Source organism: Streptomyces sp. NPDC031497, from assembly GCF_055580905.1.
Genome location: NZ_JBVIKO010000009.1, coordinates 182916 through 208096, shown reverse-complemented (window position 1 = coordinate 208096; position 25181 = coordinate 182916). Strand labels below are relative to the sequence as shown.

The following is a 25181-nucleotide window of genomic DNA, read 5'->3' as shown; positions in this document are numbered from 1 at the left end:
CCCGGGACGGCCGCTACACCCGGTGGCCATCCTCAGAGCGTCTGAGGGAGAACCTGCTGCTCCCCCGTCCCAGCCTGAGTGAGGACGTACGCCCCGTCTCCACCACGGCCACCACCGAAGACGGCCGGCCGGGCACCATCCGGTGCTTGCCCTCACGGAAGGGGCCCGTCACATCGGGAGGGAGAACAGACGCACTGGCTCTGAAGGCCAATGCGCGTGGTCGCGCAGGGGCGTCACCATGGTCCGCAGCGGCATGGCCACCAGGCGGGCTTCGGGTTGTTCGACAAGTACCTCCTTGTCGAGGAGGTGCCATCCAAGGCGCTGGTACAGCGGCACGAGGGGAGGCCTGCAGAACAGGAGCGCGTGCTGAGGACCCATCGTGCGAGCGTGATCAAGTGCCGCTGTGACCACGCGCCGGGCCAGCCCCTGGCCCCGCATGTCAGGTGCGACGGCCACTCCGCCGACGCCCACCACCTCTGTCTCGACATCGCCGATCGCAACAGGCAGCCGGAGGAGTCCGGCGTGTGCCACAAACCGGTCGCCGAGTCTGATACCGAAGTGCTCCTTTTTGGGCAGCCAGGTCAAACCGGCCGCGGCAACACCGAAGGGATCATCGCCGTGACCGAGGATCTCGCCCTGGTCCGTCTTCGTGTATCGGGCGAGCCGCACTACCGCCGGTGCCACAGAGGATTGGTTGTCAGGCATCCCCACATGATGATCTCTCTCCGAGGACGGGCCAAGACATCGATCAGCCGATCACCGGGAGAGGGACGCCGAGGGCTCCCGCACCGCAGCGTGCTCCGCCACGACAACTGCCTGAACGCGCCTGCGTCATCTGGGCTCAGAGTCCGCTCCGGACACCGGACCAAGCCGGCCCACGTCGACACCGGCAAGGGCGGAGGATGCGCGCCGCAAGGACGACCGTGACGCCGGCTGCAGCTGAACGCGCCCTGTTCGGCGGCCGCGGCGGCGGCCTCCGTCCGGCGACGATTCACGGCCGCCGGCTTTTGCCATCTCTCACACCGATAACCATCATCTCTGACCATCTTCGGCATATGGGAAACAACGGCTCAGCTCTCCCGTTGGTATTCACAGGCGGTGTTTGAAGGGCCGGGTGGTCCGACCGCCGACGGAAACCAACGACAGGGATCGGAGGGCTTCCGATGTCGCTCACGTCAGCTACGGGTCCGCGTACGGACCGTGTATCTGTCCGGAAGCACCGAGCCGGTGAGGAACCGCTTGCCGCCGGCCGGTACGGTGCCGGGTTCTGGACGGTCGCGGCGGTGTTCGTGACGGCCATGGCCTTCTCCACCGTTCCCACTCCGCTGTACCCGCTGTACCAGGCGCACGACGGGTTCTCCACGTTCACGGTCACGGTCGTGTTCGCCGCCTACTCCCTCGGCGTGCTGACCAGCCTGCTGCTCGCCGGTCACGTCTCGGACTGGCTGGGCCGCAAAAAGGTCATGACGTCGGCGCTGGCACTCGAACTGCTCGCCGCCGCGTTGTTCCTGGCCACGCCGTCGCTGCCGGTACTGATCGTCGCCCGGCTGGTCACCGGCCTCGGCGTGGGCATGCTGACGGCGACCGCCACCGCGTATCTGCAGGAACTGCACAGCGCCCACCGGCCCGGTTCCTCGACGCGGCGCTTCGAGATCGTGTCGACCGTCGCCAACATCGGCGGGCTCGGCCTGGGCCCCGTCGTCTCGGGCGTCCTCGCCCAGTACCTGGGAGCGCCGCTGCGGGTGCCGTACGCGGTCTTCGCCGTTCTGCTGGTGACCGGCGCGGTCGCCGTCGCGCTGACCCCCGAGACCGTCCGCCGGCCCGACGTCAGGCCGGCCTACCGCCCCCAGCGGGTCGGAGCCACTCACGGAGTGCCTGGATATCTTGTGGCCGGCGCGGCCGGATTCACGTCCATGGCCGTGTTCGGCCTGTTCACCTCCGTGGTCCCCGGCTTCGTCGGCGGGACCCTGCACCACCCGTCCCGGGCACTGACCGGACTGATCGTGTTCTCGGTGTTCGCGGCCGCCGCGGCGGCCCAGACGGGCACCGGCCGGCTCGGCGCCCGCACGCGCTGGTACGCCGGGCTGATCGCCCAGGCCGTGGGCATGGCCGTCCTGGCGTTCGGCGTGCACCTCGCCAGCCTGCCCGTGTTCCTGCTCGCCGGGATCATCGCCGGGGCCGGAGCGGGGGTGCTGTTCAAGTCCGCCATCGGGCATGTGGCCGGTACGGCCGCCCCGGCCGGACGTGGCGAGGCCCTCGCCGGCCTGTTCCTCGCCTCCTACCTCGGCCTGGCCCTGCTGCCCGTCGGCCTCGGCGTCGCCAGCCGCTCCATGAGCCTGACCAGTGCGACGACCTGGTTCACCGCCGTCGTCCTCGCACTGCTCGCCGCCATCGCCGTGACCACCCGCCGTCACGGCCTCACGGCCGAGGCCGTCTCCGCCTTGTCGGGTCCCGACGACGTCGAAGGAGGAGCCCGTCATGCAGACCGTGACCGCTGACCTCGACGAGCCCTCCGAGGATGCGGGCGGGCGCGAGAACGGCCGCGCGGAGCGGAGCTGTCTCGGCGAGCGCTCCGGTGCCCCGCGCGCCGCGGTGTCCGGCGTCAACGACGGCTTGGTCTCCAACGCGGCCCTGGTGACGGGTTCCGCCCGATCCGGCTCCTCGGGCACGGCCGTCGTGTTCCCCGGGATCGCCGGCCTGCCGGCCGGAGCGGGCAGCTCCCGTCCTCAGCGTCGGACTCCCGTCGCAGGACGTCGGTGGTGGCTGACGGGAAGAGACTGGTCAGGCGTGCCCGGGCGGTGTTGCCGCGCCGGTGTACGGACCGGGTGGGGCCCACGGGTGGATTCCTTTCCTCGCACCGTGCGGTGCGTGACGGCGGAGCCGTTGGTCGGATGGACGCAGGTGGCGGTTGGCGATGCCGGGGCCGGGCTCCCGGCCCCAGGCCGGGGCCCCTATCGGCTGATGACGCGGGTGTCCGGTACGGACCGCCCGGCTTCGCCCCTGCCCGTGCGGCGGCCCGTCACCAGTCCTCCGAGCGCTCCCAGCGCGACCAGGCCCATCGCACCGGCGGTCGCCATGCCCTTCGCACCGTCGACGACGAAGTAGGAGGCCGCCGCCACAGCGCCGTTGAACAGGAACAAGAACCACAACACGGGCCGTGTCGACAGGAACGCCTTGATCCTGGGTTTCTTCGCGATGCGTGTACCTGTCACCAGCGACACGGCGGCCCCGGCGAGCGTGGCGACGTTCTTGTCCGTGCCGTCCAGGACCGCGCCGGCTCCCACGGAGGCGGCCATGCCGACTGCGAAGAACGACCAGAGCAACAGATCGGCGACCAACGACTTCAGGGTGGCAAACGGCGACTTCGGCTTCATGGGGTTCCTCGGGTGCGGGGAGCTCGGGGCTCTCGTGGTCTGGGCCTCCCACGATTCCGTCGCTCACCTGTCGGCACACGGAAGCGGACTCCCGAACCGGGGGTGTAGCCCACTACACCCCCGGACGTCCCGTACGGCCGCGAAGGTGCCGGTGCCGGTCCCCGTGGTACGCGGGAACTCGCCCACCTCAACCGATATTTGCGTAACTCAAGTAAATGACTTAACTTCCTGCCATGTGGAAATCGGTGCAGCGCGCCGCGAGGGCCACCGCTCACCTCTTTCTGACGGCGCTCATGGCGTTCGGCACGTGGATCTTCATCACCGTGCTGCTGATCGCCGCCGTCGGTACCTTGGCACTGGCCGGTATCTGGCTGCTGCCCGAGACGGTACTGCTCGTCCGGCGGATCGCGGGGGCCAAGCGGAACCTCACCGCCGCCTGGACCGGCGTGAAGATCCCCGAGGTGTACCAGCCCCTGACCGGCACCGTGCGCGAGCGGGTGGCCATGGCGGTCCGGGATCCCGGTACCCGCAGGGATCTGCGCTGGATGGTCGCCTACTGGTTCTACGGCGCCCTGCTCGGCCTCGCCCTCCCGCTGTGGCCGGTCGGGCTGCTCGTCGACGGCGCGTGGTGCGGGCTGCTGCGCCGCGAGGCCATCGTGCTGCCGCTGATCGTGCGGCTCGCGGACCTGGAGGCCGACTGGTCGACGGCCCTGCTCAAGCCGTCCCGGCAGGCACTGCTGACGGCCAAGGTGGAGCGGCTCGCCCAGACGCGGGCCGACGCGATCGCCGCGCACGGTGCCGAACTGCGACGTATCGAGCGTGATCTGCACGACGGGGCGCAAGCGCAGCTCGTGGCGCTGTCGATGCGGATCGGGCTTGCCAAACGCGCCTACGGCCGTGACCCGGAGACCGCGCGCAAATTGCTGGACGAGGCCCAGGACCAGGCCGAGATGGCGCTGGCGGAGCTGCGGAACGTCGTCCGCGGCATCCATCCGCCGATCCTGACCGACCGAGGCCTCGTCGGCGCGCTGCGGGCGCTGGCGGCGAGCTGGGGGTCCCCCCGCTCGAGCGAAGCCGAGAGTGCGGGAGGACTGGAAGTCGCCCTGGACGACGGCGGTCTGGAGCAAGGGGTGCGGGCGCCCGCGGCCGTGGAGGCGGCGGCCTATTTCGTGGTGATCGAGGCGCTCACCAACGTGGCCAAATACAGCGGGGTGTCCCGCGCGGAGGTCCGGCTCGTCCGGGCTCGGCGCAGCCTGCGGATCCAGATCCGGGACGAGGGTCGTGGCGGTGCCGTCGAGACCGGCGGCTCGGGACTGCTCGGCATGCGGCGGCGGGTCGCGGCGCTCGACGGGACGATGGAAGTGTCCAGCCCGGTCGGAGGGCCGACCGTGATCGAAGTGGAGTTGCCGTGCGTGTGGTGATCGCCGAGGACAACGCCCTCCTGCGGGAAGGGCTGGTGCTGCTGCTGACCTCGGCCGGACACGACGTCCTGGCCGTCGCGGGCAGCGGGCCCGAGATCATGCCCGCGCTGCTGGAACACCGGCCGGACATCGCCGTGCTCGACGTCCGGATGCCGCCCGCTTTCAGGGACGAGGGTCTGCGTGCCGCGCTCGAAGCGCGGCAGGCGATTCCCGGCCTGCCGGTGCTGGTCCTCTCCCAGTACGTCGAGGAGTCGTACGCCGCCGAACTGCTGGGCGGCGGCACCAACGGGATCGGCTATCTCCTCAAGGACCGGGTCGGCCGGGTCGACGAGTTCCTCGACGCACTGGAACGGGTCGCCGCCGGCGGCACCGCGCTGGACCCCGAGGTCGTCTCCGAACTCCTCACCCGCCGCAAGAACTCACCACTCGACTCGCTCACCCCACGCGAGCACGAGGTGCTGAAGCTGATGGCCGAGGGCCACGACAACGCGACCATCGCCCGGACCCTCGTCGTCACCGAACGCGCGGTCCACAAACACATCGGCAACGTCTTCCTCAAACTCGGCCTCCCCCCGAGCGACAGCGGCCACCGCAGGGTCCTGGCCGTCCTCGCCTACCTGGCCCACACACCACAGGCGTGAAGGTCCGAAGGAACGTGCTCATCACACGCGTTGCGGGCTGACGAGCAGTCGCGTCCGGAAAGGCCGTGACCGGCCGGGGTCCGCGGCGGTTCGGGAATCCCCGGTCGGCGGGGCAACGGGGGCCCCGTAAGTCCCACGACGGCTGCCGAGTCGCGCGGACTCGGACTCCGAACGAAGTCGGGCAGGTCAGTGGCCCGGCTGTCGCGTCGGGTGGGCGCCGGGTTCCACGGCTCCGGCGTGCGGGTTCTGGTCGTAGGGGTGGGTCGCGGCTGGTCAGGGCGGCGGAGAACAGGCGGAGCCGCAGGCGGCGGGGCTCCCGGAGTCGGGGCCGGCCGGTCAGGGCGAGCATCGGCATCCAGGCGAGCAGGTCCAGGGCGAGCTGGACGATCTCCAGCCAGATCTGGTTCTGGGCGCTGTCGTGGAGGGGCAGGTTGTTCAAGGGCGATCCGGTCGCGGCGCGGTACTACGGACTCGGCGTCACGGACGCGCGTCAGCCGGGAGACGTCTACTTCCTGGACCGCCGCATGGCTCTCGGCGGTCTCCGACGAACCGGGCCTCGAACCGGATGTACTGCTCGACGGACCGTTGCGAATTCTGCGTCTCGCACACGAGCAGCGTGTCGGAGCGATCGGCGTCATGCAACGGTATTGATGGTCAGCTGACGTTGGAAATTACATCTGTACGACGACCTTGCCCTTGGCTCGGCCCTGTTCGATGTACGCGAATGCATCGGCGATCTGTCCGAACGGGAAGACCCGGTCGGTCACGGGCTTCAGCTCGCCCTTGTCGACCAGGCCGGCCAGCAGACCGAGGTCCTCTCCGCTGGGATGCATGAACAGGTACCGGTAGCCGACGCCCTTTCGTCGCGCCTGGCGGCGGATCTTCACGCTCATTGCCCACAGGGCGGCAGCCATCAGTGAGCCTTTGCCCATGTCCGCGGCGGTGGCCGGCTCGGGGACTCCCGCGACGGAGACCGTTTTGGCTCCCGGCTTGAGGATGGTGAAGACGTCCGGCAGATCCTGACCGCCGGTCAGGTCGAATGCGGCGTCGTAGTCACTCAAGACGTCCTTGAACTTCTGCTTCTGGTAGTCGATGACCGTCGTGGCCCCGAGGGAGCGCACCAGTTCCTCGCCACGGGGGGACGCGGTGGTGGCCACCTGCGCCCCCATCCAGACGGCCAGTTGGATGGCGAGGGTGCCGACGCCCCCGGCTCCGCCGGAGATGAATACCTTCTCGCCCGCGGTGAGGCCCAGCTCGTCGCGCAACGCCTGCAGGGCGGTCAGCCCGGCCAGCGGCAGCCCGGCCGCATCGGCGAAGTCCAGCGACTCAGGCATCTTCGCCACCAGGGTCTCGTGGACGACGGCGTAGGCGGCATAGGCGCCCAGCTTCTTCTTGTCCACCCTCGCGAAAACCCGGTCCCCGGCCGTGAAGCGAGTGATGCCGGGGCCGACCGCCTTGACCACCCCCGCCAGTTCACTGCCCGCCACCTGGGGCAGCTTGAAGGGGGTCACCATCCGCAGCTTGCCCTGGCGAATCCCGTAGTCGACCGGGTTCAGTCCGGCAGCCCGCACCCGGATGAGTACTTCTCCCTCGCCCGCCGTCGGCTCGGGGACATCCCGCAGTTCCATCGCGCTCGCGTCCCCGTATCGGGTCAGTACGTATGCCTGCATGTCGGGCACCTACTTTCACTGCCTGGTCGACTTAGTTGACTTAGTTGATATGGGTAGAAATGCCCTCAGAAGGTGAGGGCGGCCTTCCCGATCTTGCCGCCGCCGGCGAAGTGGGCGTACGCGCCGGCGACCTGGTCCAGTGGGTGGGCGACGGCGAGCGGCACCCGCAGACGCCCCGCGCTCACGTTCGGCAGTACGTGCCGTTCGATCTGACGGGCCAGCAGTGCCTTCTCTTCCGGCGAGCGGGTTCGCAGGTTGGTACCGGCGATCATGGCGCGCCGGTACAGCAGTTCGATGAGGTTGAGTTCGGTTGTGAAGCCGCCACCGAATCCGATCACGACGATGCGGTTCCGCCGATGGCCAGCGACTGCAGGCCCGTAGGGATGTCGGGGTCGCCGGCGGGTTCGAGGATCACACCGTTGAGCCCGGCGGCGTGGTCGTGGACGAGGATCTGGCCCGCGCCCGGCTCGGGATCGGGATGTTCGGCGACGACGATCTTCCCGTCGCGGATGGTGGCGGCGCGGATGGCGGTCTCCGGATTCCATGGATGTGTACGATGCTCACATCACCGTACGAGGAGGATGTAAGCAGTGTCAACTTCGGAGAGGTCCCGCTACCACCACGGTGATCTGCACGCGGCTCTGCTCAGGGCTGCCACGGATCTGTTGGAGGAGGACGGCGCCGGACTTTCGCTGCGCGCGGTCGCCCGCCGGGCCGGCGTCTCGCCGACCGCGCCGTACCGGCACTTCGCGGACAAGGAAGCGCTGGAGAACGAACTCGCGGCCCAGGGCTTCGCCGACCTCGAACAGCGCCTGGGTGCCACCGGCTCGCAGCCGGTCACCCTGGACCGCTTCGCACAGATTGCCGTCAGCTACGTCCGATTCGCCCTGGACCGACCAGCCCTCTTCCGGCTGATGTTCGGCACCCCCTGCACCGACACGCAGGACGCGCGGACCGCCGCCGCGGCGGAGGTCCACGAATTGGTCATGGCCTGCGTGAGCGAGGCGTTCCCGCAGGCCGACGCCGAGGCTCTGGCCACGGCCGGCTGGTCGCTGGTCCACGGCCTCGCATTCCTGCACCTGGACGGCAAGCTCCCGTCATCGAACCTGGAGGAGGTCGACGCCCGCGTGATCGCGGCGATCACCGCGATCCTCACCCTGCAACCGAAGGTCTGACGGTAAGCCTTCTGAGGAGCAGCGCCGCGAACTGTCGCCCGCGCTGCCCAGGTCTCGACTTGGCTGGTCTGCGCCGAAGGCGTCCGCGAGCACGTCGAAGCAGCGATCAGGCGGCAGGAGCAGACCCGCGTCACCCTGGCCGCGGCTCCTACCCCAGGGTGGCCGCCGCCACCTCGACCTGGGCCTTGGGCACCTCGCCCCGGAACGGGGGAGCGTCTCCGCTCCGGTGGCGGGCGCCTGGTCAAGGCTGGTCGGTCAGGAGCCCGGGCCGGTGGTCACTTCTTGGTGACGGACGCCACCCAACTGATGAAGTTCGCCGTGGAGTTGCCGGTGCGCTCGGCCTGTGTGTGTGCTTGGGCCCACACAGTGGCGAAGTCGACGTCGCGGATGCCGTAGTTCTGCAGGGCCAGCGCGATGTTGATCTCGGTCGTGTTGGCCGTGTCACCCTGCATGATGCCGGTGCGGATGCGCCAGTGCCGCGCGACCTGCGACTGCCGGTAGCCGCCGAAGGCGGGCGAGAGGAAGTACAGCGGGTTGTACGCGTCGGCCCGCCAGGCCATGTCCTTACCGACGCTGTCCTTCTTGGCGAAGTCGCTGTCGTAGGCCGAGGCGCCGTAGGCGGAGTCCCAGTCGGAGTACGAGGCGTAGGTCGTCTCGTTCGCCTTGATGACGTCACGAGTGAGCGGCGCGAAGTGCGACGGAGCGTCGAGCCCCATCGCGAAGACGCTGTTCTCGCCCTGCCCGCGGGAGTATCCGTCGAATGCGCCGACCGGCTTGTTCGCGGTCTTCTGGCTGTTGACGAAGCCTTCGAGGCCGGACACCGTGGCGGTGTTGGTCGCGGCGTCATAGGTGACCCAGGTGCTGTCGGTGTTGAGATAGGCGATGTAGTCGGCGACCGTCTCGTACGTGGTCGAGGTGCCCGTCGAACCCGATCCGGGCGGGCCGCCCTGGGTGGTGATGGTGTAGGGGAAGGTGTTGTCGGACAGGAAGTGGTTCAGCGAGGTGGTGATCACCTCGATCAGGTGGTCGTAGTAGCTGCCGGCCAGGTGAATACCGCTGCTGGACTCGGTCAGCTTCAGGCGCCTGCCCTGCTCGTCGCGCAGACCCAGGCGGTTGATGTACTTGGGCCACGCCTTCGCGAGGTCCGTCGAGTAGGCGCTGGTCCATGTGCCGGACGCGCGCGTGCCGGCCGAGGCGAACTGGCCCATGTTCCACTCGTAGGACAGGTTGGCCTCGTGCAGGCTGGTGATCGGGCACCAAGCCATGACCCCGGCGACCGCGTCGCTGAGGGGCCGGCCCTTGGCGTCCTCCATCGCCGCGCCGATCGTGCGCAGGTACGGGTAGTACAGGGAGCTGTCACCGGACGTGCCCGCCACGGTGTCCTGGGCGCCGCCACCGCTCATGCCGAACAGGACGATGTCGTCCGTGCTGCCGGGCAGGACGCTCCGGTTGTACCGGAGGAACCGGATCGCGGCCTTGAGGTCGGTCACGCCCCAAGGCGCCGCGTCGGAGCGGGTGCTGGTCGAGCCGTCCCTGCCGCGCAGGCCCGGCCACACGTAGATGTGCCCGGCCGCGAGGTACTGCGACACGCTGCTGTAGCTGTAGGAGGTGGCCGGCTTCTGCCCGGCGTAGCCGGGGGTGTTGACCGGGATCACGATCGGCGCCGTGCGTCCCGAGTAGTCGCCGACGGTGCCCTTCGGGTTGACCGTCGCGGTGTACGTGGTCCCATCGCTGTTCGCGGTGGCCGTCAGATAGGCGCCCGGCACATAGATCGACAGGTTCTCGTAGTCCGTCGTGGCCGGGTTGGCGACATACACCTTCCCGATCTGGTAGTACACGTCGTTGGTCGAGTCGTACGACCAGGCGGTGGAATCGAACTCCAGCGAGTACGCCGAGGACGTGCTCGACGAACTGCGCGACGATGAGGTGCCGGCGAAAGCCGCGCCTGCCGTGCCCTCAGCGATTCCGAACGCGGCTACGGCTGCGGCGCCCCGGATAACGGTTCTGCGGTTGATGTCCACCCGTAGATCTCCTTGTACATCGGATTGCGTGGTCACGGCCGTGCCTGCGCACCGCCCCGGCGACTCCGCGGGCAGGTCGGGCTGTGCGGCTCATTCGAATCCCAGACTGTAGGCAAGGAGCCTCAGGATTGTTAACAATTTCGATGATTATTTTGTTAGAAGACCTGTGGAGTGCGGGGTGGCGATTCCATCGGGAGTTCTTGGGACTCCTGACGAACTGGGAGGTTTCTCCGTCGCCGCCGGCAGATGAGCGCACATCCGAGGCCGAGGAAGACACCTCACGACCCCAAGCCGTCAAGCTGCTGCGGCCAAGGCGGTCGGGAACGTGGTGTTCTCATCGAACAGTTCACGCCGGTGAAGGCAGTGGAACGTCTGTCCGAACATGCGGTTGAAGAGGTTGCGCTGGGCGGCAGCGTGCCAGCCCCCGTGCTCGTCGCGGCGGCGACGGTAGCGGGCCATGGCGAGCACCTGCCGCCGAGCGCGGCCTCGAGGAGGACGGGTCGGTGGGCGTAGCCCTCGCGCAAGACCTCACGAGCCGGCACGGCCCGGGGTAGTGGCGGTCACATGGGCGCGAGTGCTTCGCTCTTCACTCAAGGCTTCTCAAGCCAGGCTTCGTGTAGGAATCCGTCCGACGCCCACGCGGCCACCGCCACAGATCGCCGACCACTTCTCCACCGTCTTGGGAGGTCGTACGGCGCTGCTCGCATCGGCGGGGTGACCCGCGCCGGGCTCCGGCCTACCAACCACGGCGCCCATGAGTCCGGCCCGTCCGCAACAGGGTCACCAACTCACGTCGTAGGGAACGGTCTTCCTCCGTCTCCACCGGTGTGTCCAGCTGCACGATGTCGATGCCGGCCGTGCGCAGCCATTCGATGCGGTCCGCCACCGTGTGGGGCGAGCCGACGAACGCGGCGGCCAGGGAGCGGCGGATGTACGCGGTGATCTCGGCCGGGCCCGGCCCGGGCACCGAGCGGCCGCGTTCGCGGTCCCGGTCGAGTTGGACGGCCTCGGCCCAGCGGGAGCTGTGGGCCGCGGTGCTCAGCCTGACGGCGTCGTCGGCGATCTGCCGGGCCTTGGCCACGGCCTGTTCGTCGGTGGGCGCGAGGACCAGACGGACGGGCCGCCAGATTCGCAGCGACCGTCCGTGCCGGGCCGCGGCGGCTCTGATCTCGGCGACACGCAGCCGGGTCGCGGTGAGGGGCATGGGTGCGATGGCGTACACCTCGGCGTACCGGGCGGCCAGTTCGAGGCCTTCCGGGGACGAGCCGCCGAAGGACACCAACTCGCCGCGCGGCTCGGGGCGCAGGCCCGAGCGCGCGCCGCGCAGCGTGTAGAACTCGCCCTCGAAGGAGAAGTCCTTCTCCTCGGTCAGCGCCCGGTGGAAAACGTCCAGGTACTCCGCCGCGCGCCGGTAGCGCAGCGCCTTCGGCAGGGTGTCGCCGTCCCGTGCGACATCGGCGTCGCTGGAGCCGACGATCACGTGCGCGGCGGCCCGGCCGCCCGACAGCCGGTCAAGGGTGGCGAGGGACCGGGCCGCCGCGGTGGGCGCGGTGACGCCGATCCGATGGGCCACGGCGATCCGCAGCCGGCTGGTGGCCGCGAGGGCCCAGGTCGCGACGATCCACGGGTCCGGCCAGGAACTCGACTGGGTCACGAGTGCACTGTCGAGTCCGTCCTCCTCGTTCTCCCGGGCGCTGCGGGCGACGTGGCCGGGGTCCGCGTCCCGCGCGCGGGGGTCGGGGGCGAACCGCAGCGCCTGCCGCTCCCGTGGCGTGTCGCCGAGCACCGGGGCGGCGCGGACGCCGCCGCGCAGGTCGAGTTCCATGCCGGAACCTCCACAGGTCAGCCGCCGGCGGGTCCCAGGCGGGCCAGGGTGTCGAGCAGCCTGGCCCGGCTGACGAACACATCGGGGGGAAGGGAGACGTAGAGCTGGAGAGTGGTCACGCCGGGGCGGTGGTAGCGCAGGATGCGTTCGCGACACTCCTCGGGCGAACCGCTGATGAACAGTCCGTCCACGACCTCGTCCGGCAGCGCCTTTTGGGCGGCCTCGATGTCACCCGCGGCCCAGCGCTCGTGCGATTCGCGCAGCAGTTCGCCGTGGCCGAGCCACTCGTGGAACTTGCGGTACGGCTCCCGGTTGAGGATCCAGGCGAGGAAGGGCCGGGTGGCGCGGTGCGCGTAGTCGGTGTCCTCGGTGGGACAGACGAAGACCTTGACGACCAGTTCCTTGCCGGGCGGTTGCGGGCCCACTGCGTCGAGGATCTTCGGTACGTCCTCGGGGAAGAGCAGGTTGGTGATGGCTCCGTCCCCTTCGGTGAAGCCGAGCCGCAGCATGCCGGGCCGCAGAGCTCCGAGGATGACCTTGACCGGGGCGGCCGGCGGATGCGGCAGCCGGTAGCCGGTGATCGAGAAGGTGTCGAAGTCGCCCGCGATGTGCTCGCCGCGCAGCGCCCGCGTAACGAAGCGCAGCACGTCACGGGTCCGCTTGAAGGGTTCGTCGAAGGGGATGCCGTTGATGTCGGTGACGTGCGCGGGCACCGACGCACCGAGCCCCAACAGCAGCCGCCCAGGGGCGAGTTGGGCCAGTGTGGCGGCGGTCTGGGCGAGGACGGCCGGTCCGCGGGTGTGCACGGGGACGATTCCGGTGGCGATCCGCAGCGTGTCCGACCAGGCGGCGGTGACGGCGAGCGGGGTGAAGGCGTCGGTGCCGCCGCCCTCGGCGCTCCACACGTCGGTGTAGCCGAGGCCGGGCAGCCGCTCCACGAGGAAGCGGTGCCGGTCGATGGTCAGGCCCGGCAGGGGCAGGGTGATGCCCCACTTGGGCGGTTGCCGGTCGTCGCTCATACGGACGGCCGTCCTTTCGTACGTCGTCGGGGGCAGGTCGGTCACTTGCCGACCCATACGGTGGTGAGGTCCAGGAACCAGGACTGCGGTTGGACGAGGCCGTGGACCGTGGGGGCGAGGGCGCGCGGGTTGCGGTCGTTGACCACGAACAGCCAGGGCGCGTCCTGGGTGACCCGGGTGAGTGCCTGCCGGTAGTCGCTCTGCCGGGTGGCCTTGTCGGGCGAGGCCGCGGCCGCCGCGAGGAGCTTGTCGACGCTCGGGTTGCTGTAGTGGCCGGTCCAGAAGGGGCTGTTGCTGCCGATGAACAGCGGCAGCAACGCCTCGGACTGGAAGAGGGTGGTGGACTGGGCGATGGCGTCCGACCCCAGGGCGACCTCGCCCTTGGCCTCGGCGCCGATCAGCGTCGTCCAGTCGGTGGTGCGGATGGTCACCTTGATGCCGACGGCGGCCAGATCGCGTTGCAGCGCCTCGGCGATCGGCACGGGCAGCAGGTTGCCCGAGCCACCGGTCGGCACGGTGACGGAGGTGCTGAAGCCGTTCGGGTAGCCGGCCTCGGCCAGCAGCTTTCTGGCCTTGGCGGGGTCGTAGGAGTAGGTGTTCCCCTTGGGGTCGTAGGCGAAGGTGGCGCGCGGGGCGGCCTGGTAGGCGGGGTCGGCGGTGCCGTGCAGGAGGTCGTCGGCGATGGCCTTGCGGTTGATGGCGTAGTTCGCGGCCCGGCGCACCTCGTCGTTCTTCCAGGGGCCCTTGGTGGTGTCGAGGATCCAGTACCAGAGGTGGTCGTAGCTGTTGGTGAGAATCTGCGCGCCGTCGGCCTTGAGGCTCGCGAGGTCGTCCGGGTTGGGGTACTCGATCCAGTTGACGGAGCCCGAGCGCAGGGCAGCGGTGCGGGCCGCGGGGTCGGCGAGCGCCTTGACGATCAGTCGGTCGAGCTTGGGCGCGCCGCGCCAGTAGTGCTTGTTGGCGACGAGTTCTATCTGTTCGCCGGGGGTCTGCGACTTGAAGCTGAACGGCCCGGTCCCGACCGGGTGTCGGGAGAAGTTCGTCGAGCCCGTCTTGCGTACGGCGGTGGGGCTGGCGATGAGGACGTGGGCGAGGTCTTCGGGGAAATGCCCGTTGGGGGACTTCGTCACCAACTGGACGTGGTCGGCGTCGAGTTTGCGGTAGCGGGTGATGTCTCCGGCGTACTCGCTCGCGGCGGCTCCCAGGGCGGTGGTGTAGTAGGCGCTCTTCTTGTCGAGGTAGCGGTCGAGGTTGAAGACCACCGAGTCGGCGTCGAAGCGGGTGCCGTCCTGGAAGGAGACGCCCTTGCGCAGGGTGAAGGTCCACGTCCTGTGGTCGGCGGCGACCTTCCAGGAGGTGGCGAGGGCGCCCGTGATCTCGGACGGGGCGTCGGTCCTGGACAGGTCGTAGCAGGTGAGGCCCTCGTACAGCTGGAAGGAGACCAGTCGCTTGCCCTCGAAGCCGGCGCCGCCGATGACGGTGTCGGGGTTGGGGAGCTTGCCGGTCGCGCCGATGACGAGGGTGCCGCCGCGCCCGGCGGACTGGCCGGCGGCCTGCCCGGCGGAGGACGAGCTGCAGCCCGCGACGGCGAGCAGGAGAAGGGCGGCTGGGAGAACGGTTCTGATGCGAGGGCGGTGCGTCATGGGGTTCCCGTCGGTTCAGTGGAGCAGTGAGGGTTCGCCGGTGGCCGCCGCCAACAGGGCCCTGGTGTAGGGGTGTCGGGGTGCCGTCCAGACGGTGTCGGCGCGGCCTTCCTCGACGATCCGGCCGTGCCGCAGCACGGTCACCCGGTGGGCCAGGCGCCGTACGACGGCCAGGTCGTGCGAGATGAAGAGGTAGGCCAGGCCCAGGCGGTCCTGGAGTTCGGTGAGCAGGTCGAGGACCTGGTCCTGCGCCTCGGGGTCGAGGGCGGAGGTCGGCTCGTCGCAGACGACGAGCCGGGGCCGGGTGGCGAGCGCGCGGGCGATGGCGACGCGTTGCAGCTGGCCGCCCGACAGTTCGCCGGGGTGGCGGCGGGCGAGCAGGGGGTCGAGGCCGACCTGCCTGAACAACTCCGCCACCACGGTGGGGCGTTCGCGGCGCGGCGTGCCCTGAGTGCGCAGGGCGAAGTTCACGGCTTCCCCGGCCCGCAGGCTCGGATTGAGGGAGCCCCGGGGGTGCTGGGGCACGAACTGGAGGTGGGCCCGGATCGCCCGTCCGGCCCGGCCGTGCAGCCGTGCCGGGTCGTGCCCGGCGAAGCGGACCGTCCCCGCGGTGGGTGCGATCAGGCCGAGGGCGAGCCGGGCGAGGGTGGACTTGCCGGAGCCGGACTCGCCCACCAGACCCAGGGTTTCACCGGCGGCGACGCTCAGGGTGACGTCCTCTACGGCGACCGGGCCGCGCGGGTGGCGCTTGGTGACGCGGGCTACGGTGAGCAGCGCGTCCTGGGTGTCGGTCACGGGCGGTCTCCGAGCGGGGCTGCGAGCGGTTCACCGGCGGGGAGGGAGGTGCGGGTGAGCAGCTTGTCGGCCGGGCCTGTCTCGACGATCCGTCCCTCGCGCATGACGGCCACCTGGCCGCCGATCCGTCGCGCCGCGCCCAGGTCGTGGGTGACGAGCAGCAGGGCGATGCCCTGCTGGGTGCGGAGGTTGTCGAACAGGTCGAGGATCCGGCCCCGGACGAGGGCGTCCAGGGCGGTGGTGGGTTCGTCGGCGATCAGCAGCTCGGGGCCGCAGGAGACGGCCAGGGCGATCGCCGCGCGTTGTTTCAGCCCGCCGGACAGTTCGTGGGGGTACGCGCGGGCCACCCGCTCCGGGTCCGTGATGCCTGCGGTGGTCAGCAGTCCGGGGACGGCGGAGCGAGCCGCGCGCCGGCTGTCGGCGACGCGGTGGCGCAGCAGGACCTCGGTGATCTGCGGGCCGATCCGGCGCAGCGGGTCGAGGGCACCGGTGGGGTCCTGCGGGACGTAGCCGATGCGGCGTCCGCGGATGCGGGACAGGGCGGTCTCGCCCAGGGTCCGCAGGTCGGTGCCGCCGAGCCGGATCCGGCCGGTGACGTGCGCCGCGCGGTCGGGCAGGCCCAGGACCGTGCGGGCGACCGTGGTCTTGCCGCTGCCCGACTGCCCCAGGAGCACCAGGGCGGCGCCCTCCTCCAGGGTGAACGAGACGTCGTCCACCGCCTGGACCGGGCCGTCGGGGCCGTCGTGGCGCACCGACAGGTTTTCCACGGAGAGGGTCATCGCGCCCCCTGCGGAAGTCGGGCCGCGCGGTCGCCGACGCGGTGGCGCAGGGCGTCGCCGAGGGTGTTGAAGACGACCGACACGACGAGGATGGTGAGCGCGGGCAGGATCGCGACGAAGGGATGCGTGAACAGGCTGGGGCGCAACTCGTCGAGCATGGCGCCCCATTCGGCGGCCGGCGGGGCGACGCCGAGGCCGAGGAAGGACAGTCCGGCGGCGTACACGACGCAGAGGCCGACGAGTGAGGACGCGTAGACGAGGACGACCGGGGCGACGACCGGGGCCACCTGGCGCAGCGCGATCGCCGTACGACCGGCGCCGCTGACCCGTGCGGCCTCCAGGTACTCGGCGGTGCGGATGCGCTGCACCTCCGTGAAGACCACTCGGGCCACAGCCGGGGTGAGGACGACGGACAGAGCGAGGACGGTCGCGGTCAGGCCGGGTTGCAGGAGCGTGGCCACGGCGATGGCCAGCAGGACGCCGGGGAAGGCGTACAGGACGTCGAGGGCGCGCAGCAGGGCCTGTTCGGTGATCTTGCCGCCGAGTCCGGCTGTGATGCCGACGGCGGTGCCGGCCGTCGTGGCGACCGCCACCGGCAGCAGGCCGCCGATGAGCGAGGGCCTCGTGCCGAGGATCAGTCGGCTGAGCAGGTCGCGGCCCTGGGAGTCGGTGCCGAGCGGATGCCCCGGGCTGCCGGGATCCAACAGCCGGTGCTGGAGCGACCCGGCGGTCGCCGTGTGGGGGGCGAGCAGCGGTCCGGCCAGGGCGAGCAGGAGCAGCAGCACGGCACAGCCGGCCGGGATCAGCAGGCCGGGGTCGCGGTACGGGGCGCGGCTCATGCTGTGCTCCGAACGCGCGGGTCGACGAGCGCGTGCGCGGCGTCGACAAGGATGTTGACGCCGACGAAGGCGACGGCGACGACCAGTACTCCCCCTTGGACCAGGGGCAGGTCGCGTGCGGTCAGCGCGTCGTACAGGAGCCGCCCGATTCCGGGCCAGGCGAACAGGGTCTCCACGAAGACCACCCCCTCCAGCAGATAGGCGAGTTGCAGGCCGCCGACGGTGAGCAGCGCGGGTGAGGCGTTGTGCGCGCAGTGGCGCAGGACGGCCGTCCGGCTCAGGCCCCGGGCCCGCAGCCCGTCGGCGAGGTCGGAGGCGAGCGCGGCGCCGAGCGCGGTCCGGAACACCCGGGCGGTGAGGCCGAGCGGCACGAGAGCGGCCGCGGTGGCGGGCAGCACGAGATGGCGCAGCAGGTCGGGCGTGCCGCCGGCGCCGAACACGTCGTGCGTGCCGCCGGCCGGGAGCCACCGCAGCCGCACCGCGAAGACCGCCAGAAGCAGCAGGGCCACCGAGTACTGCGGGGCGGACACGGCCAGGGTGCTCAGCGCTCCCGACAGCCTGCCGCCCGCGCCGCCGGGTCGTACGGCGCCGAGCGCGCCCAGCAGCACGCCGCCGATGACGACCAGCAGGAACGCGGCGCCCGCCAGGATCAAGGTCTGGCCGAGCGCGGGCAACAGCAGCTCCCGGACAGGGCGTTGGGCAGAGATCGAGGTGCCCAGGTCGCCGTGTGCGGCGTGCCAGAGCCAGCTGGCGTAGCGCGCGGGCAGCGGCCGCCCGGTGCCGAGGCGTGCGGCGAGTTCCCGGCGGGCCGCGGCCGGGGCGCCGGGGCCCAGCAGGGCGGCGACCGGGTCGCCGGGGATCAGGGCGACGGTGGCGTAGACGACGGCGCTCACGCCGAGCAGCGTCGGTACGGCGAGCAGCAGCCGGCGCAGCAGGAACCGGGTCATCCCGGGGCAGGGTGGGACGGGGGTCCTGACATGAGGGTGATTCCTTCCTCGGCGGGCGAGTCGGTGCGTGAGGAAGGGTGCGGGGCAGGCCGGGGCGGCAACCAGCCAGGCGTTCATGCTGATACCGGAGGTCATAGGATCACCGGGACCCGGCAGACCGACCTTGACCCGGTACAAACTGGCCAATTACCCTTTCTGCATGGCCCCTTGGCGAACCGACTTCACTCTGGTCGGTATCGGCGGCTCGTGGCACCGCAGGTGCTTCGACGAGACCTGTCCGCGCGCACCACGCTGACCGCCCGGCCTGTTCGCCGCCCCGGCAGCGTCCTCCTCCGTCATCCTCGCCGGGCCCGGTCCAGGGCACGGCGCCGCCGTACCCGAGGGGACCGCGACACGATGCCACGCACCGTCGAAGCACCGATCGAGCCGCTGGAGCCGATCACGGCGCCGGGCCTCCCACCGGCCGTCCGCAGGGGCCCTGGCGCCCTGCGCAGGCCGTCCGGCACAGCCGCTCTGCACGCCGAGATAGACAACCCACTGGACCTGATCGCCGGTCACCAGCTGCTGGCCGAGACCGACCACCGGCTCGCGGACGCGCCGGCGCGCGGCAGGGCCGCCTGCGAGTGTGGCCATCCCGCGTGCGGGGCGCCTTCGAGCGGACCCGCCGCCGGCACGAGATTGTTCCTCGTCGAACGGCATCCGGTGGCCCGCGCGGGGCTGCGCAGCGTGCTGTCCACGGTGCCCGGTCTGACGGTCGTGGGCAGCACGGGCGACCAGGAGCACGCCCTGGGCAGCGTACGGCGGGTACGGCCGGACGTGGTCCTCCTCGGGCAGGGTGACTCCCTGGGGGACGATCTGGCCGCGGTGGTGCGGCTGCGCGGCGCTGACGGTGCCCCGGACGCGCGGGTCCTGCTGCTGCGCCGGGCCGAGACCACGGCCGAGGCCAACCGGATGCTCCTGGCCGGTGCGAGCGGATGCTTCCCACTGGAGCTGGCGGAGGACCGGATCATCGGCGCGGTGACGCTGGCCGCGGCGGGCGGTTCGGTGTTCCTGCCGGCACCGCCCGCCGCCCGGCTGCCGGTGGCGAGCGCGGCCGGGCACGCCGCCGAGCCGCTCCCCCAGCACTGCGGGCTCACCGACCGCGAACGCGACGTCCTCGCGCAGCTCGCCCAGGGGCTGAGCAACGCGGAGATCGGCCGCGAACTGGCCCTGGCCGAGGCCACGGTGAAGAAACACCTCACCCAGGCCATGCGCAAGACCGGCCAACCGGACCGGCTGCGGGCGGCGTTGTACGCGCATCGGCACGGTTTGGCGGGCTGAACTCCGTACGGCAGCACTCACCAACGGCCGCAATCCCTGCTGCGGCCATGCCCGCAGCGGCAATCCGTGCGGCAGCAATCGGGGCGGGCACTCCATCGGGTGCCCGCCCCGCGGTGTGCAGTGCGCCTGGCGGGGAGCGACGTTCGGAGCAGTGCGGGTGGGCCGATGGTCGCCCGCGCCGCATCCCTTCGGGGCTTCTGGGTGATCATGCCGACGCATAGCGTTTCCGACGACCTGAACCCCGAGGTCAGCCCCCCTCTGCCGAAGGAGATCCCGATGAGCGATGCGCCCGACGCAGGCATCGCCCCCGCGGTCGCCGACGTACTGCGCGATCCGTACGCCGGCACACGCCCCGAACCCGACCCGCCCCACCCCCCGTACCGGGGAATGTCCGACGCCGACCGGTCCGCGCTCTGGCAGCAGCGTCTCCACGAGGCCGAGGCGGGACTGACCCGGCTGCTCGCGGCCCGCGGCGACGAGGTCCACCTCACCGACTGGTTCGCGCTCCAGGCCGAGATCTTCGCCGACCTGCCCGACCCCGGCACCGCCCTGCCGTCCGCCTGGCAACGGGTGTTCTTCCGCGGCCAGGCCCTGATGGAGCGGTTCCTGGTGGACCGTTACGGCGAGGAGGTGCTCGCCGACTGGGCCCGTGCCAACGCCGAGATATACCGGCAGGTCGAACCCGACCACGGCCGCGGCGCCGCCGACCCGATCCACCGGATCGCCCGGCAGGCCGAACTGTACGGCTCCGCCTACGAGTTCGACGACGAGGCACCGCCCACCGCCGCACGGGCCGCCCTGACGATCACCCACTGCTCGATCTGGGACTACCGCGAGCAGGCGCGGCGCACCGGCGTCCGCATCACCCTCGCCTCCCCCTGCACCTACTGCACCAAAGCCCTCTCCGCCAACATCCGCGCGAAGGGCTTCCGGCCCTCGCACCAGTTGCGCAGCGGCCCCACAGGCCACGGCTGCCGCTGGGAGGCCACCGACGAACGACAGGAGCCGTGATGTGCGGCGTCTCCGGCTGGATCGACTGGGAGACCGATCTGCGCACCCGGGAGCGGACGGTGCGGGCCATGGCCGAGTCTCTGGCCTGCCGCGGACCCGACGCCGGCGGCGTCTGGCTGTCCCGGCACGCCGCCCTCGGCCACCGCAGGCTCTCGGTCATCGACCTCGAAGGCGGCGGCCAGCCGCTCCCCGACCAGGACACCGACACCGTGCTCAGCTACAACGGCGAGCTGTACAACTACCTTGAGCTGCGGCGGGAGTTGCAGTCCCTGGGCCACACCTTCCGCACGCGCTCCGACACCGAGGTCGTCCTGCGGGCCCACCTCCAGTGGGGGAATGCCGCACCCCGGCGCTTCAACGGCATCTTCGCCTACGCGTTGTGGGACGGCCGGCGCCAGGAACTTCTCCTGGTCCGGGACCACTTGGGCGTCAAGCCGCTGTACTGGCACGCCCGCCGCGCCGGAGTGCTGTTCGGCTCCGAACCCAAGGCCGTCCTCGCCAACCCCTTGTTCCGGCCCGAGTTGGACGCCGAGGGCATCGCGGAGCTCTTCGCGCTGCCGGCCGCCCCGACCGCCGGGCACGGCATCTTCCGCGGACTGCGCGAGCTGCGCCCCGGCCACCTGCTGACCGTCAGCCGCGGCGCGACGCGGGAACTGCCCTACTGGCAGCTGGCTTCGGCACCCCACACCGACGACGCGGCCACCACCCGTGCACGGGTCCGCGACCTGCTCGCCGACACCGTCGAACGCCAGATGCTCAGCGATGTCCCACTGTGCACCCTGCTGTCCGGCGGCGTCGACTCCAGCGCGATCACCGCGCTCGCCGCCGCGGCCCGCGAGCGCACCGGGCACTCCAAGGTGACCAGCTTCTCGGTGGACTTCCCCGGCAGCACCGACCGCGCCCCGGACGCCTGGCGCACCGGCGCCGACGCGCCGTTCGTACAGGCGGCCGTGGAGCACATCGGCACCCTGCACACCTCGGTCGTGGTCCCCGACGACGACCTGCTGGACGCCCGGGACGCCGTACTGCGTGCCCGCGACCGGCCCGGCTGGGGGGAGATGGACGCCTCGTTGCACCTGCTGTTCCGCGAGGTGCGGCGGCGCTCCACGGTCGCCCTCTCCGGGGAGGCGGCCGACGAGATCTTCGGCGGTTACCCCTACTTCCACGATCCCGCGGCGCTGGCCGCCGACACTTTCCCCTGGCTGCACGGGCGCGCCACGCCTGCCGAGCTGCTGCGGCCCGACGTACGCGCTCAGGTGCGCCCGCACGAGTACACGGCCGAGCAGTACCGGCGCTCGCTGGCCGAAGTGCCGTCGCTGCCCGGGGAGTCGGCCGCCGACCGGCGGATCCGGGAGATCTTCCACCTGGCCCTGACCCGCTGGCTGCCCCCGCTCCTGGACCGCGCCGACCGGGTCAGCATGTCGGTGGGCCTGGAGTTGCGGGTGCCGTTCTGCGACCACCGGCTCGTGGAGTACCTGTGGAACGTCCCCTGGGCGCTCAAGGCGCCGGGCGGACGCCCCAAGGGGCTGCTGCGCGACGCCGTACGGGATCTGCTGCCGCCGCAGGTCACCGACCGCCCCAAGAGCGGCTACCCCTCCACGCCCGCCGTGCGCTACACCGAGGTGCTCACGGCCCGGGCGCACGAACTGCTCGCCGACCCGAACGCCCCCGTCTTCGACCTGGTGGACCGGGCCGTCGTCCGTGCCGCCCTCGCCGAGGGCCGGCCGCTGCCCAGCCCGCGCACCGCGCCCAACCCCGTCGGCGGGCTCGATCACCTGGTCCAGGTGGACGAATGGCTGCGGGCCTACCGCGTGAGCCTGCGATGAGCGCCCCGGAACTCGACGCCTTCCGCGAGGCCGCCCGGCTCTGGACGACCGGGGTGGCGGTGCTCACCGCGCGGCACCGCGAGGAGGTGTTCGCGAAGACGGTGTCCTCGCTGTGCCCGCTCTCTCTGGACCCGCTGCTGCTCAGCGTCGCCGTGGACCGGCGCAGTCCGCTCGCGGACGCGGTGCGCGCCGACGGGCGGTTCGCCGTCGGGGTGCTCGGTGCCCGCCAGGAGGCCCTGGCCCGGCGGTTCGCCACGCCCGGCGCGGGACGCGCGCTGGGCCTGTTCACCGGGGCGCCCATGCGGACCGCGGCGAGCGGGACGCCCGTCCTGGAGGAGTGCCTCGCCTGGTTCGACTGCCGACTGCACGCCGTCCTGCCGGGCGGCGACCACGCCCTGCTGGTCGGGCGGGTCGTCGCCGCCGGCGACAGCGGACCGGGTGAACCCCTCCTGTACCACGAGCGCGCGTTCCGTTCCCTCGCTCCTCTGCCCGTACCCACCCCCACAGGAGTCAGCGCATGACCCTGCCCGACGCCACCGCCACCGCCCGGGGTCTGCTCACCGGCGACCGGTACCGCGAGGAGCTGACCGACGGCCGCGAGCTCTATCTCGACGGCAAGCGCGTCAGCGATCCCGTCACGCATCCCGCCTTCCGGCCCGCCGTGGACGAACTCGCCCGGCTGCTGGACCTCCAGCACGATCCCGCCCATCACGAACTGCTCACCTACAAGGACCCCGACAGCGGCCGCCGGATCGCCCGTGGCTACCAACCGCCGCGCACCATCGAGGAGTTGCGCCTCCAGCGGCGCAGCGCCGAGTTCTGGCACGCCGAGTCGCTGGGCCAGCACGGGCGTTCCCCGGCCTTCATGTCCTCCATCGCGCTGGGCGTGTACGACTTCCGTCACCATTTGGAGCGCGCGCACGCCGGGTTCGGCGCCAACGCGGAAGCCTGGTACCGGCACTGCGCGGACAACGACCTGGTCCTCTCGCACGCCCTGGGCGATCCGCAGATCGACCGCTCGGCCGACCCGGTCGACGATCCCGACCTGGCGCTGCGGGTCCTCGCCGAGAACGACGAGGGCATCGTCGTACGCGGAGCCAAACAGCTGACGACCCTCGCGCCGCTCGCGCACGAGGTACTGGTGTACCTGTCGGCGTCCTTCACGCAGCGGCGCGGTGAGCAGTTCGTGGTGTGGTTCGCGCTGCCGCTCAACACGCCGGGCCTCATCACCCTGTGCCGCGAGCCGCTCGGCGACGCTCCGTGGGGGCACGCGCATCCGCTCGGCGCCCGCTTCGACGAGCAGGACGCCATGCTGTTCTTCGACGACGTGACCGTGCCGTGGGACCGCGTGTTCCTGCTGCGCGACGGCGCGTTGGCGCGCACCGGCCTGGCCAGGATCAACGCCTGGAGCGCGTACATCGGGCATGTGCGCTACCGGGAGCGGCTGCGCACGCTGCTGGCCACCGCCACCCTGGTGGCCGAGAGCATCGGCGTCGACCAGTTCCGCAACGTCCAGGAAGACCTGGGCCGCCTGGCCGGATACGCGGAGCTGACCGAGCTGTTCCTCGACGCCGCCGAGGCCCGCGCCCAGGTCACCGACAGCGGGCTGCTCGCCCCCGGCGACACCGCCGCCAGCCGCGTCTGGTCGGCCGAGGTGGCGGGCAGCGCGGTGGAGATCCTGCGCACGATCGGCGCCTCGGGCCTGCTGATGCAACCCACCGCGGGCGACCTCGCCAACCCCCGGCTGCGCCCGCACCTCGACCGGTACATGCGCGGCCGGGGCATCGACGCCGAGCACAAGTCCCGTCTGTTCAGGCTCGCCTGGGAACTCACCGGGGACGGCTTCGGCCAGCGCCAGCACCTGTACGAGTACGTCCACCGGGGCGACCTCGCCCGCAACCGGATCAACCTGTTCAAGCGCTACGACCAGAGCGACACCCGGGAGCGGCTGCTGCGCCTGCTCGAACCGACCGCCGCCACCGCATCCGAACCCGGCTCCGACTCCGACTACGCCCGGGAGGCCCGTCCATGACCGCGTCCGCCGCCGAGATCCAGGCCCGCACACTGGCCGGCTACGCCGATGCCAGCAGGCTGCGCCAGGTGCACGACCGCGACTGGGTCCTCGACCAGGTCACCGGAAATCCCCGCGTGCTGCTCGATCTGGGCAGCGGAATCGGCCAGTTGCTCGGGGCCGCCCTCGACCGCTTCCCCTCGCTGGAGGAGGTCGTGGGTCTCGAACGCTCCCCGCACCGGATAGCCGAGGCCGCCGGGCGGCTGCGCGCGTACGGGCCGCGAGTCGCCCTCCACGAGTCCGACCTCACCGCGCCAGAACCGCTCCCCCACCGCCCGGACGTCGTCACCATGACGTCGGTCCTGCACTGGCTGTACCCGCATGAGCGACGAGTCCTGAAGTGGACCCACGACCACCTCGCTCCGGACGGAGTCTTTCTGCTGACGACCTATCACCCGGCGCGCGACGCGCACGGTCTGGGCGGTGAGGACGACATCGTACGAGCCGTCCTCGAAGCCCGGCACGCCGATGTGCCGGGCCTGTTCACGGCCGCCGGGATCGTGCCGATCGCGACCCGCACCCGGACGTTCGACGAGCTGGAGCCTCTGCTGGAGCGGTACTTCCGGATCGAGGCGGTCCTCGACCGGGACGCGGTGGTGACCGTGGAGAGCGCCGAACAGTACGAGCACTTCCACGCGGCGACGTTCGGCGACTACTACAGCCGGCTCGTGGAGTCCGCGGAACGCGCCGGGTTTTTCCGGGCGGTCGGCGAGGCGGCGTGGCGGCGGCAGGCGGAGACCGGACATGTCAGTCACATGACGGTACGGCTGTGGCGGCTCGCGCCCGCGTAACCTGAGACCACCC

At 71.2% G+C, this 25181-nt stretch carries 23 protein-coding genes and 2 pseudogenes; 11 read left to right on the top strand and 14 right to left on the bottom strand.

Annotation, left to right across the window (positions count from 1 at the left end; genetic code table 11):
- Positions 1-168: 168 nt before the first annotated feature.
- Entirely contained in the window at positions 169-705 is a 537-nt protein-coding gene (locus ACZ5K7_RS20955) for a GNAT family N-acetyltransferase (protein WP_468915181.1), read from the bottom strand.
- Positions 706-1283: 578 nt separating this feature from the next.
- On the opposite strand from ACZ5K7_RS20955, the gene ACZ5K7_RS20950 reads away from it, so the two are divergent.
- Together ACZ5K7_RS20950 and ACZ5K7_RS20945 are read left to right on the top strand one after the other, a co-directional pair.
- Complete coding sequence (locus ACZ5K7_RS20950; protein ID WP_468915179.1) at positions 1284-2498, top strand: MFS transporter; 1215 nt, start codon at positions 1284-1286, stop codon at positions 2496-2498.
- Positions 2479-2706: pseudogene (locus tag ACZ5K7_RS20945) on the top strand (VIT1/CCC1 transporter family protein); the annotation flags it as partial. The gene ACZ5K7_RS20950 and the pseudogene ACZ5K7_RS20945, both read left to right, overlap by 20 nt.
- 245 nt (positions 2707-2951) lie before the next feature.
- Here ACZ5K7_RS20945 and ACZ5K7_RS20940 read toward each other — a convergent pair.
- Positions 2952-3374: a hypothetical protein gene (locus tag ACZ5K7_RS20940; protein ID WP_468915178.1), complete on the bottom strand. Its 423-nt coding sequence runs from the start codon at positions 3372-3374 to the stop codon at positions 2952-2954.
- Between the two features lie 233 nt (positions 3375-3607).
- Between ACZ5K7_RS20940 and ACZ5K7_RS20935 the strand changes: the two genes are divergently transcribed.
- Both ACZ5K7_RS20935 and ACZ5K7_RS20930 read left to right on the top strand, forming a co-directional pair.
- Positions 3608-4795, top strand: coding sequence for a sensor histidine kinase (locus ACZ5K7_RS20935; RefSeq protein ID WP_468915176.1), 1188 nt, complete (start codon positions 3608-3610; stop codon positions 4793-4795).
- A complete protein-coding gene (locus ACZ5K7_RS20930) occupies positions 4783-5436 on the top strand; it encodes a LuxR C-terminal-related transcriptional regulator (protein ID WP_468915174.1) in 654 nt (217 codons plus the stop codon). Before ACZ5K7_RS20935 ends, ACZ5K7_RS20930 begins: the two co-directional genes overlap by 13 nt.
- 277 nt (positions 5437-5713) lie before the next feature.
- On the opposite strand, the pseudogene ACZ5K7_RS20925 reads toward ACZ5K7_RS20930, so the two are convergent.
- The 3 genes and pseudogenes from ACZ5K7_RS20925 to ACZ5K7_RS20915 form a co-directional block, all read right to left on the bottom strand.
- Positions 5714-5875: pseudogene (locus tag ACZ5K7_RS20925) on the bottom strand (IS1380 family transposase); the annotation flags it as partial.
- A gap of 232 nt (positions 5876-6107) precedes the next feature.
- On the bottom strand, positions 6108-7106 hold the full coding sequence (locus tag ACZ5K7_RS20920; RefSeq protein ID WP_351702565.1) for an NADP-dependent oxidoreductase: 999 nt from the start codon (positions 7104-7106) through the stop codon (positions 6108-6110).
- A 65-nt stretch (positions 7107-7171) separates the two neighbouring features.
- Positions 7172-7444 (bottom strand): hypothetical protein, encoded by a 273-nt coding sequence (locus ACZ5K7_RS20915; RefSeq protein ID WP_468915173.1) that lies wholly within the window; start codon positions 7442-7444, stop codon positions 7172-7174.
- Between the two features lie 252 nt (positions 7445-7696).
- On the opposite strand from ACZ5K7_RS20915, the gene ACZ5K7_RS20910 reads away from it, so the two are divergent.
- Positions 7697-8281 carry a TetR/AcrR family transcriptional regulator gene (locus ACZ5K7_RS20910; protein WP_468915171.1) on the top strand — a complete coding sequence of 195 codons (585 nt, stop codon included), beginning with the start codon at positions 7697-7699 and terminating at the stop codon, positions 8279-8281.
- A gap of 275 nt (positions 8282-8556) precedes the next feature.
- Here ACZ5K7_RS20910 and ACZ5K7_RS20905 read toward each other — a convergent pair whose 3' ends face one another.
- The 9 genes from ACZ5K7_RS20905 to ACZ5K7_RS20865 all read right to left on the bottom strand — a co-directional run bounded on the left by ACZ5K7_RS20905 (position 8557) and on the right by ACZ5K7_RS20865 (position 18149).
- Positions 8557-10302, bottom strand: a complete 1746-nt coding sequence (locus tag ACZ5K7_RS20905) for an esterase (RefSeq protein ID WP_468915169.1) — start codon at positions 10300-10302, stop codon at positions 8557-8559.
- A 294-nt stretch (positions 10303-10596) separates the two neighbouring features.
- Entirely contained in the window at positions 10597-10761 is a 165-nt protein-coding gene (locus ACZ5K7_RS20900; protein ID WP_468915168.1) for a hypothetical protein, read from the bottom strand.
- A gap of 277 nt (positions 10762-11038) precedes the next feature.
- On the bottom strand, positions 11039-12127 hold the full coding sequence (locus ACZ5K7_RS20895) for an LLM class flavin-dependent oxidoreductase (protein ID WP_468915166.1): 1089 nt from the start codon (positions 12125-12127) through the stop codon (positions 11039-11041).
- Between the two features lie 17 nt (positions 12128-12144).
- Positions 12145-13191 carry an LLM class F420-dependent oxidoreductase gene (locus ACZ5K7_RS20890; protein WP_468915165.1) on the bottom strand — a complete coding sequence of 349 codons (1047 nt, stop codon included), beginning with the start codon at positions 13189-13191 and terminating at the stop codon, positions 12145-12147.
- Positions 13188-14789, bottom strand: a complete 1602-nt coding sequence (locus ACZ5K7_RS20885) for an ABC transporter substrate-binding protein (RefSeq protein WP_468915163.1) — start codon at positions 14787-14789, stop codon at positions 13188-13190. Before ACZ5K7_RS20885 ends, ACZ5K7_RS20890 begins: the two co-directional genes overlap by 4 nt.
- A 15-nt stretch (positions 14790-14804) precedes the next feature.
- Complete coding sequence (locus ACZ5K7_RS20880; protein ID WP_468915161.1) at positions 14805-15584, bottom strand: ABC transporter ATP-binding protein; 780 nt, start codon at positions 15582-15584, stop codon at positions 14805-14807.
- On the bottom strand, positions 15581-16363 hold the full coding sequence (locus tag ACZ5K7_RS20875) for an ABC transporter ATP-binding protein (RefSeq protein ID WP_468915159.1): 783 nt from the start codon (positions 16361-16363) through the stop codon (positions 15581-15583). The genes ACZ5K7_RS20880 and ACZ5K7_RS20875 overlap by 4 nt, the downstream gene beginning before the upstream one ends.
- The gene (locus ACZ5K7_RS20870) at positions 16360-17202 is read right to left on the bottom strand and encodes an ABC transporter permease (protein ID WP_468915157.1); all 843 of its coding nucleotides are present in this window, start codon (positions 17200-17202) and stop codon (positions 16360-16362) included. The genes ACZ5K7_RS20875 and ACZ5K7_RS20870 overlap by 4 nt, the downstream gene beginning before the upstream one ends.
- Complete coding sequence (locus ACZ5K7_RS20865) at positions 17199-18149, bottom strand: ABC transporter permease (RefSeq protein ID WP_468915155.1); 951 nt, start codon at positions 18147-18149, stop codon at positions 17199-17201. Before ACZ5K7_RS20865 ends, ACZ5K7_RS20870 begins: the two co-directional genes overlap by 4 nt.
- Positions 18150-18545: 396 nt before the next feature.
- Between ACZ5K7_RS20865 and ACZ5K7_RS20860 the strand changes: the two genes are divergently transcribed.
- From ACZ5K7_RS20860 to ACZ5K7_RS20835, 6 genes are all read left to right on the top strand, one after another.
- Positions 18546-19469: a response regulator transcription factor gene (locus ACZ5K7_RS20860; protein WP_468915153.1), complete on the top strand. Its 924-nt coding sequence runs from the start codon at positions 18546-18548 to the stop codon at positions 19467-19469.
- Positions 19470-19745: 276 nt separating this feature from the next.
- Entirely contained in the window at positions 19746-20480 is a 735-nt protein-coding gene (locus ACZ5K7_RS20855; RefSeq protein ID WP_468915151.1) for a hypothetical protein, read from the top strand.
- Positions 20480-22306, top strand: a complete 1827-nt coding sequence (asnB, locus tag ACZ5K7_RS20850) for an asparagine synthase (glutamine-hydrolyzing) (protein ID WP_468915150.1) — start codon at positions 20480-20482, stop codon at positions 22304-22306. The genes ACZ5K7_RS20855 and asnB overlap by 1 nt, the downstream gene beginning before the upstream one ends.
- Positions 22303-22827 carry a flavin reductase family protein gene (locus ACZ5K7_RS20845; protein ID WP_468915148.1) on the top strand — a complete coding sequence of 175 codons (525 nt, stop codon included), beginning with the start codon at positions 22303-22305 and terminating at the stop codon, positions 22825-22827. Before asnB ends, ACZ5K7_RS20845 begins: the two co-directional genes overlap by 4 nt.
- A complete protein-coding gene (locus ACZ5K7_RS20840; RefSeq protein WP_468915146.1) occupies positions 22824-24338 on the top strand; it encodes a 4-hydroxyphenylacetate 3-hydroxylase family protein in 1515 nt (504 codons plus the stop codon). The genes ACZ5K7_RS20845 and ACZ5K7_RS20840 overlap by 4 nt, the downstream gene beginning before the upstream one ends.
- Entirely contained in the window at positions 24335-25168 is an 834-nt protein-coding gene (locus ACZ5K7_RS20835) for a class I SAM-dependent methyltransferase (RefSeq protein ID WP_468915144.1), read from the top strand. The genes ACZ5K7_RS20840 and ACZ5K7_RS20835 overlap by 4 nt, the downstream gene beginning before the upstream one ends.
- Positions 25169-25181 lie beyond the last annotated feature (13 nt).

What these genes read in the sequence shown, in the direction of transcription:
- ACZ5K7_RS20895 (WP_468915166.1), bottom strand. Translation starts at nt 12,127, where the DNA reads ATGGAACTCGACCTGCGCGGCGGCGTCCGCGCCGCCCCGGTGCTCGGC.
- ACZ5K7_RS20835 (WP_468915144.1), top strand. Translation starts at nt 24,335, where the DNA reads ATGACCGCGTCCGCCGCCGAGATCCAGGCCCGCACACTGGCCGGCTAC.
- ACZ5K7_RS20870 (WP_468915157.1), bottom strand. Translation starts at nt 17,202, where the DNA reads ATGAGCCGCGCCCCGTACCGCGACCCCGGCCTGCTGATCCCGGCCGGC.
- ACZ5K7_RS20935 (WP_468915176.1), top strand. Translation starts at nt 3,608, where the DNA reads ATGTGGAAATCGGTGCAGCGCGCCGCGAGGGCCACCGCTCACCTCTTT.
- ACZ5K7_RS20900 (WP_468915168.1), bottom strand. Translation starts at nt 10,761, where the DNA reads ATGGCCCGCTACCGTCGCCGCCGCGACGAGCACGGGGGCTGGCACGCT.
- ACZ5K7_RS20940 (WP_468915178.1), bottom strand. Translation starts at nt 3,374, where the DNA reads ATGAAGCCGAAGTCGCCGTTTGCCACCCTGAAGTCGTTGGTCGCCGAT.
- asnB (WP_468915150.1), top strand. Translation starts at nt 20,480, where the DNA reads ATGTGCGGCGTCTCCGGCTGGATCGACTGGGAGACCGATCTGCGCACC.
- ACZ5K7_RS20855 (WP_468915151.1), top strand. Translation starts at nt 19,746, where the DNA reads ATGAGCGATGCGCCCGACGCAGGCATCGCCCCCGCGGTCGCCGACGTA.
- ACZ5K7_RS20955 (WP_468915181.1), bottom strand. Translation starts at nt 705, where the DNA reads ATGCCTGACAACCAATCCTCTGTGGCACCGGCGGTAGTGCGGCTCGCC.
- ACZ5K7_RS20885 (WP_468915163.1), bottom strand. Translation starts at nt 14,789, where the DNA reads ATGACGCACCGCCCTCGCATCAGAACCGTTCTCCCAGCCGCCCTTCTC.
- ACZ5K7_RS20875 (WP_468915159.1), bottom strand. Translation starts at nt 16,363, where the DNA reads ATGACCCTCTCCGTGGAAAACCTGTCGGTGCGCCACGACGGCCCCGAC.
- ACZ5K7_RS20865 (WP_468915155.1), bottom strand. Translation starts at nt 18,149, where the DNA reads ATGACCCGGTTCCTGCTGCGCCGGCTGCTGCTCGCCGTACCGACGCTG.
- ACZ5K7_RS20845 (WP_468915148.1), top strand. Translation starts at nt 22,303, where the DNA reads ATGAGCGCCCCGGAACTCGACGCCTTCCGCGAGGCCGCCCGGCTCTGG.
- ACZ5K7_RS20860 (WP_468915153.1), top strand. Translation starts at nt 18,546, where the DNA reads ATGCCACGCACCGTCGAAGCACCGATCGAGCCGCTGGAGCCGATCACG.
- ACZ5K7_RS20920 (WP_351702565.1), bottom strand. Translation starts at nt 7,106, where the DNA reads ATGCAGGCATACGTACTGACCCGATACGGGGACGCGAGCGCGATGGAA.
- ACZ5K7_RS20840 (WP_468915146.1), top strand. Translation starts at nt 22,824, where the DNA reads ATGACCCTGCCCGACGCCACCGCCACCGCCCGGGGTCTGCTCACCGGC.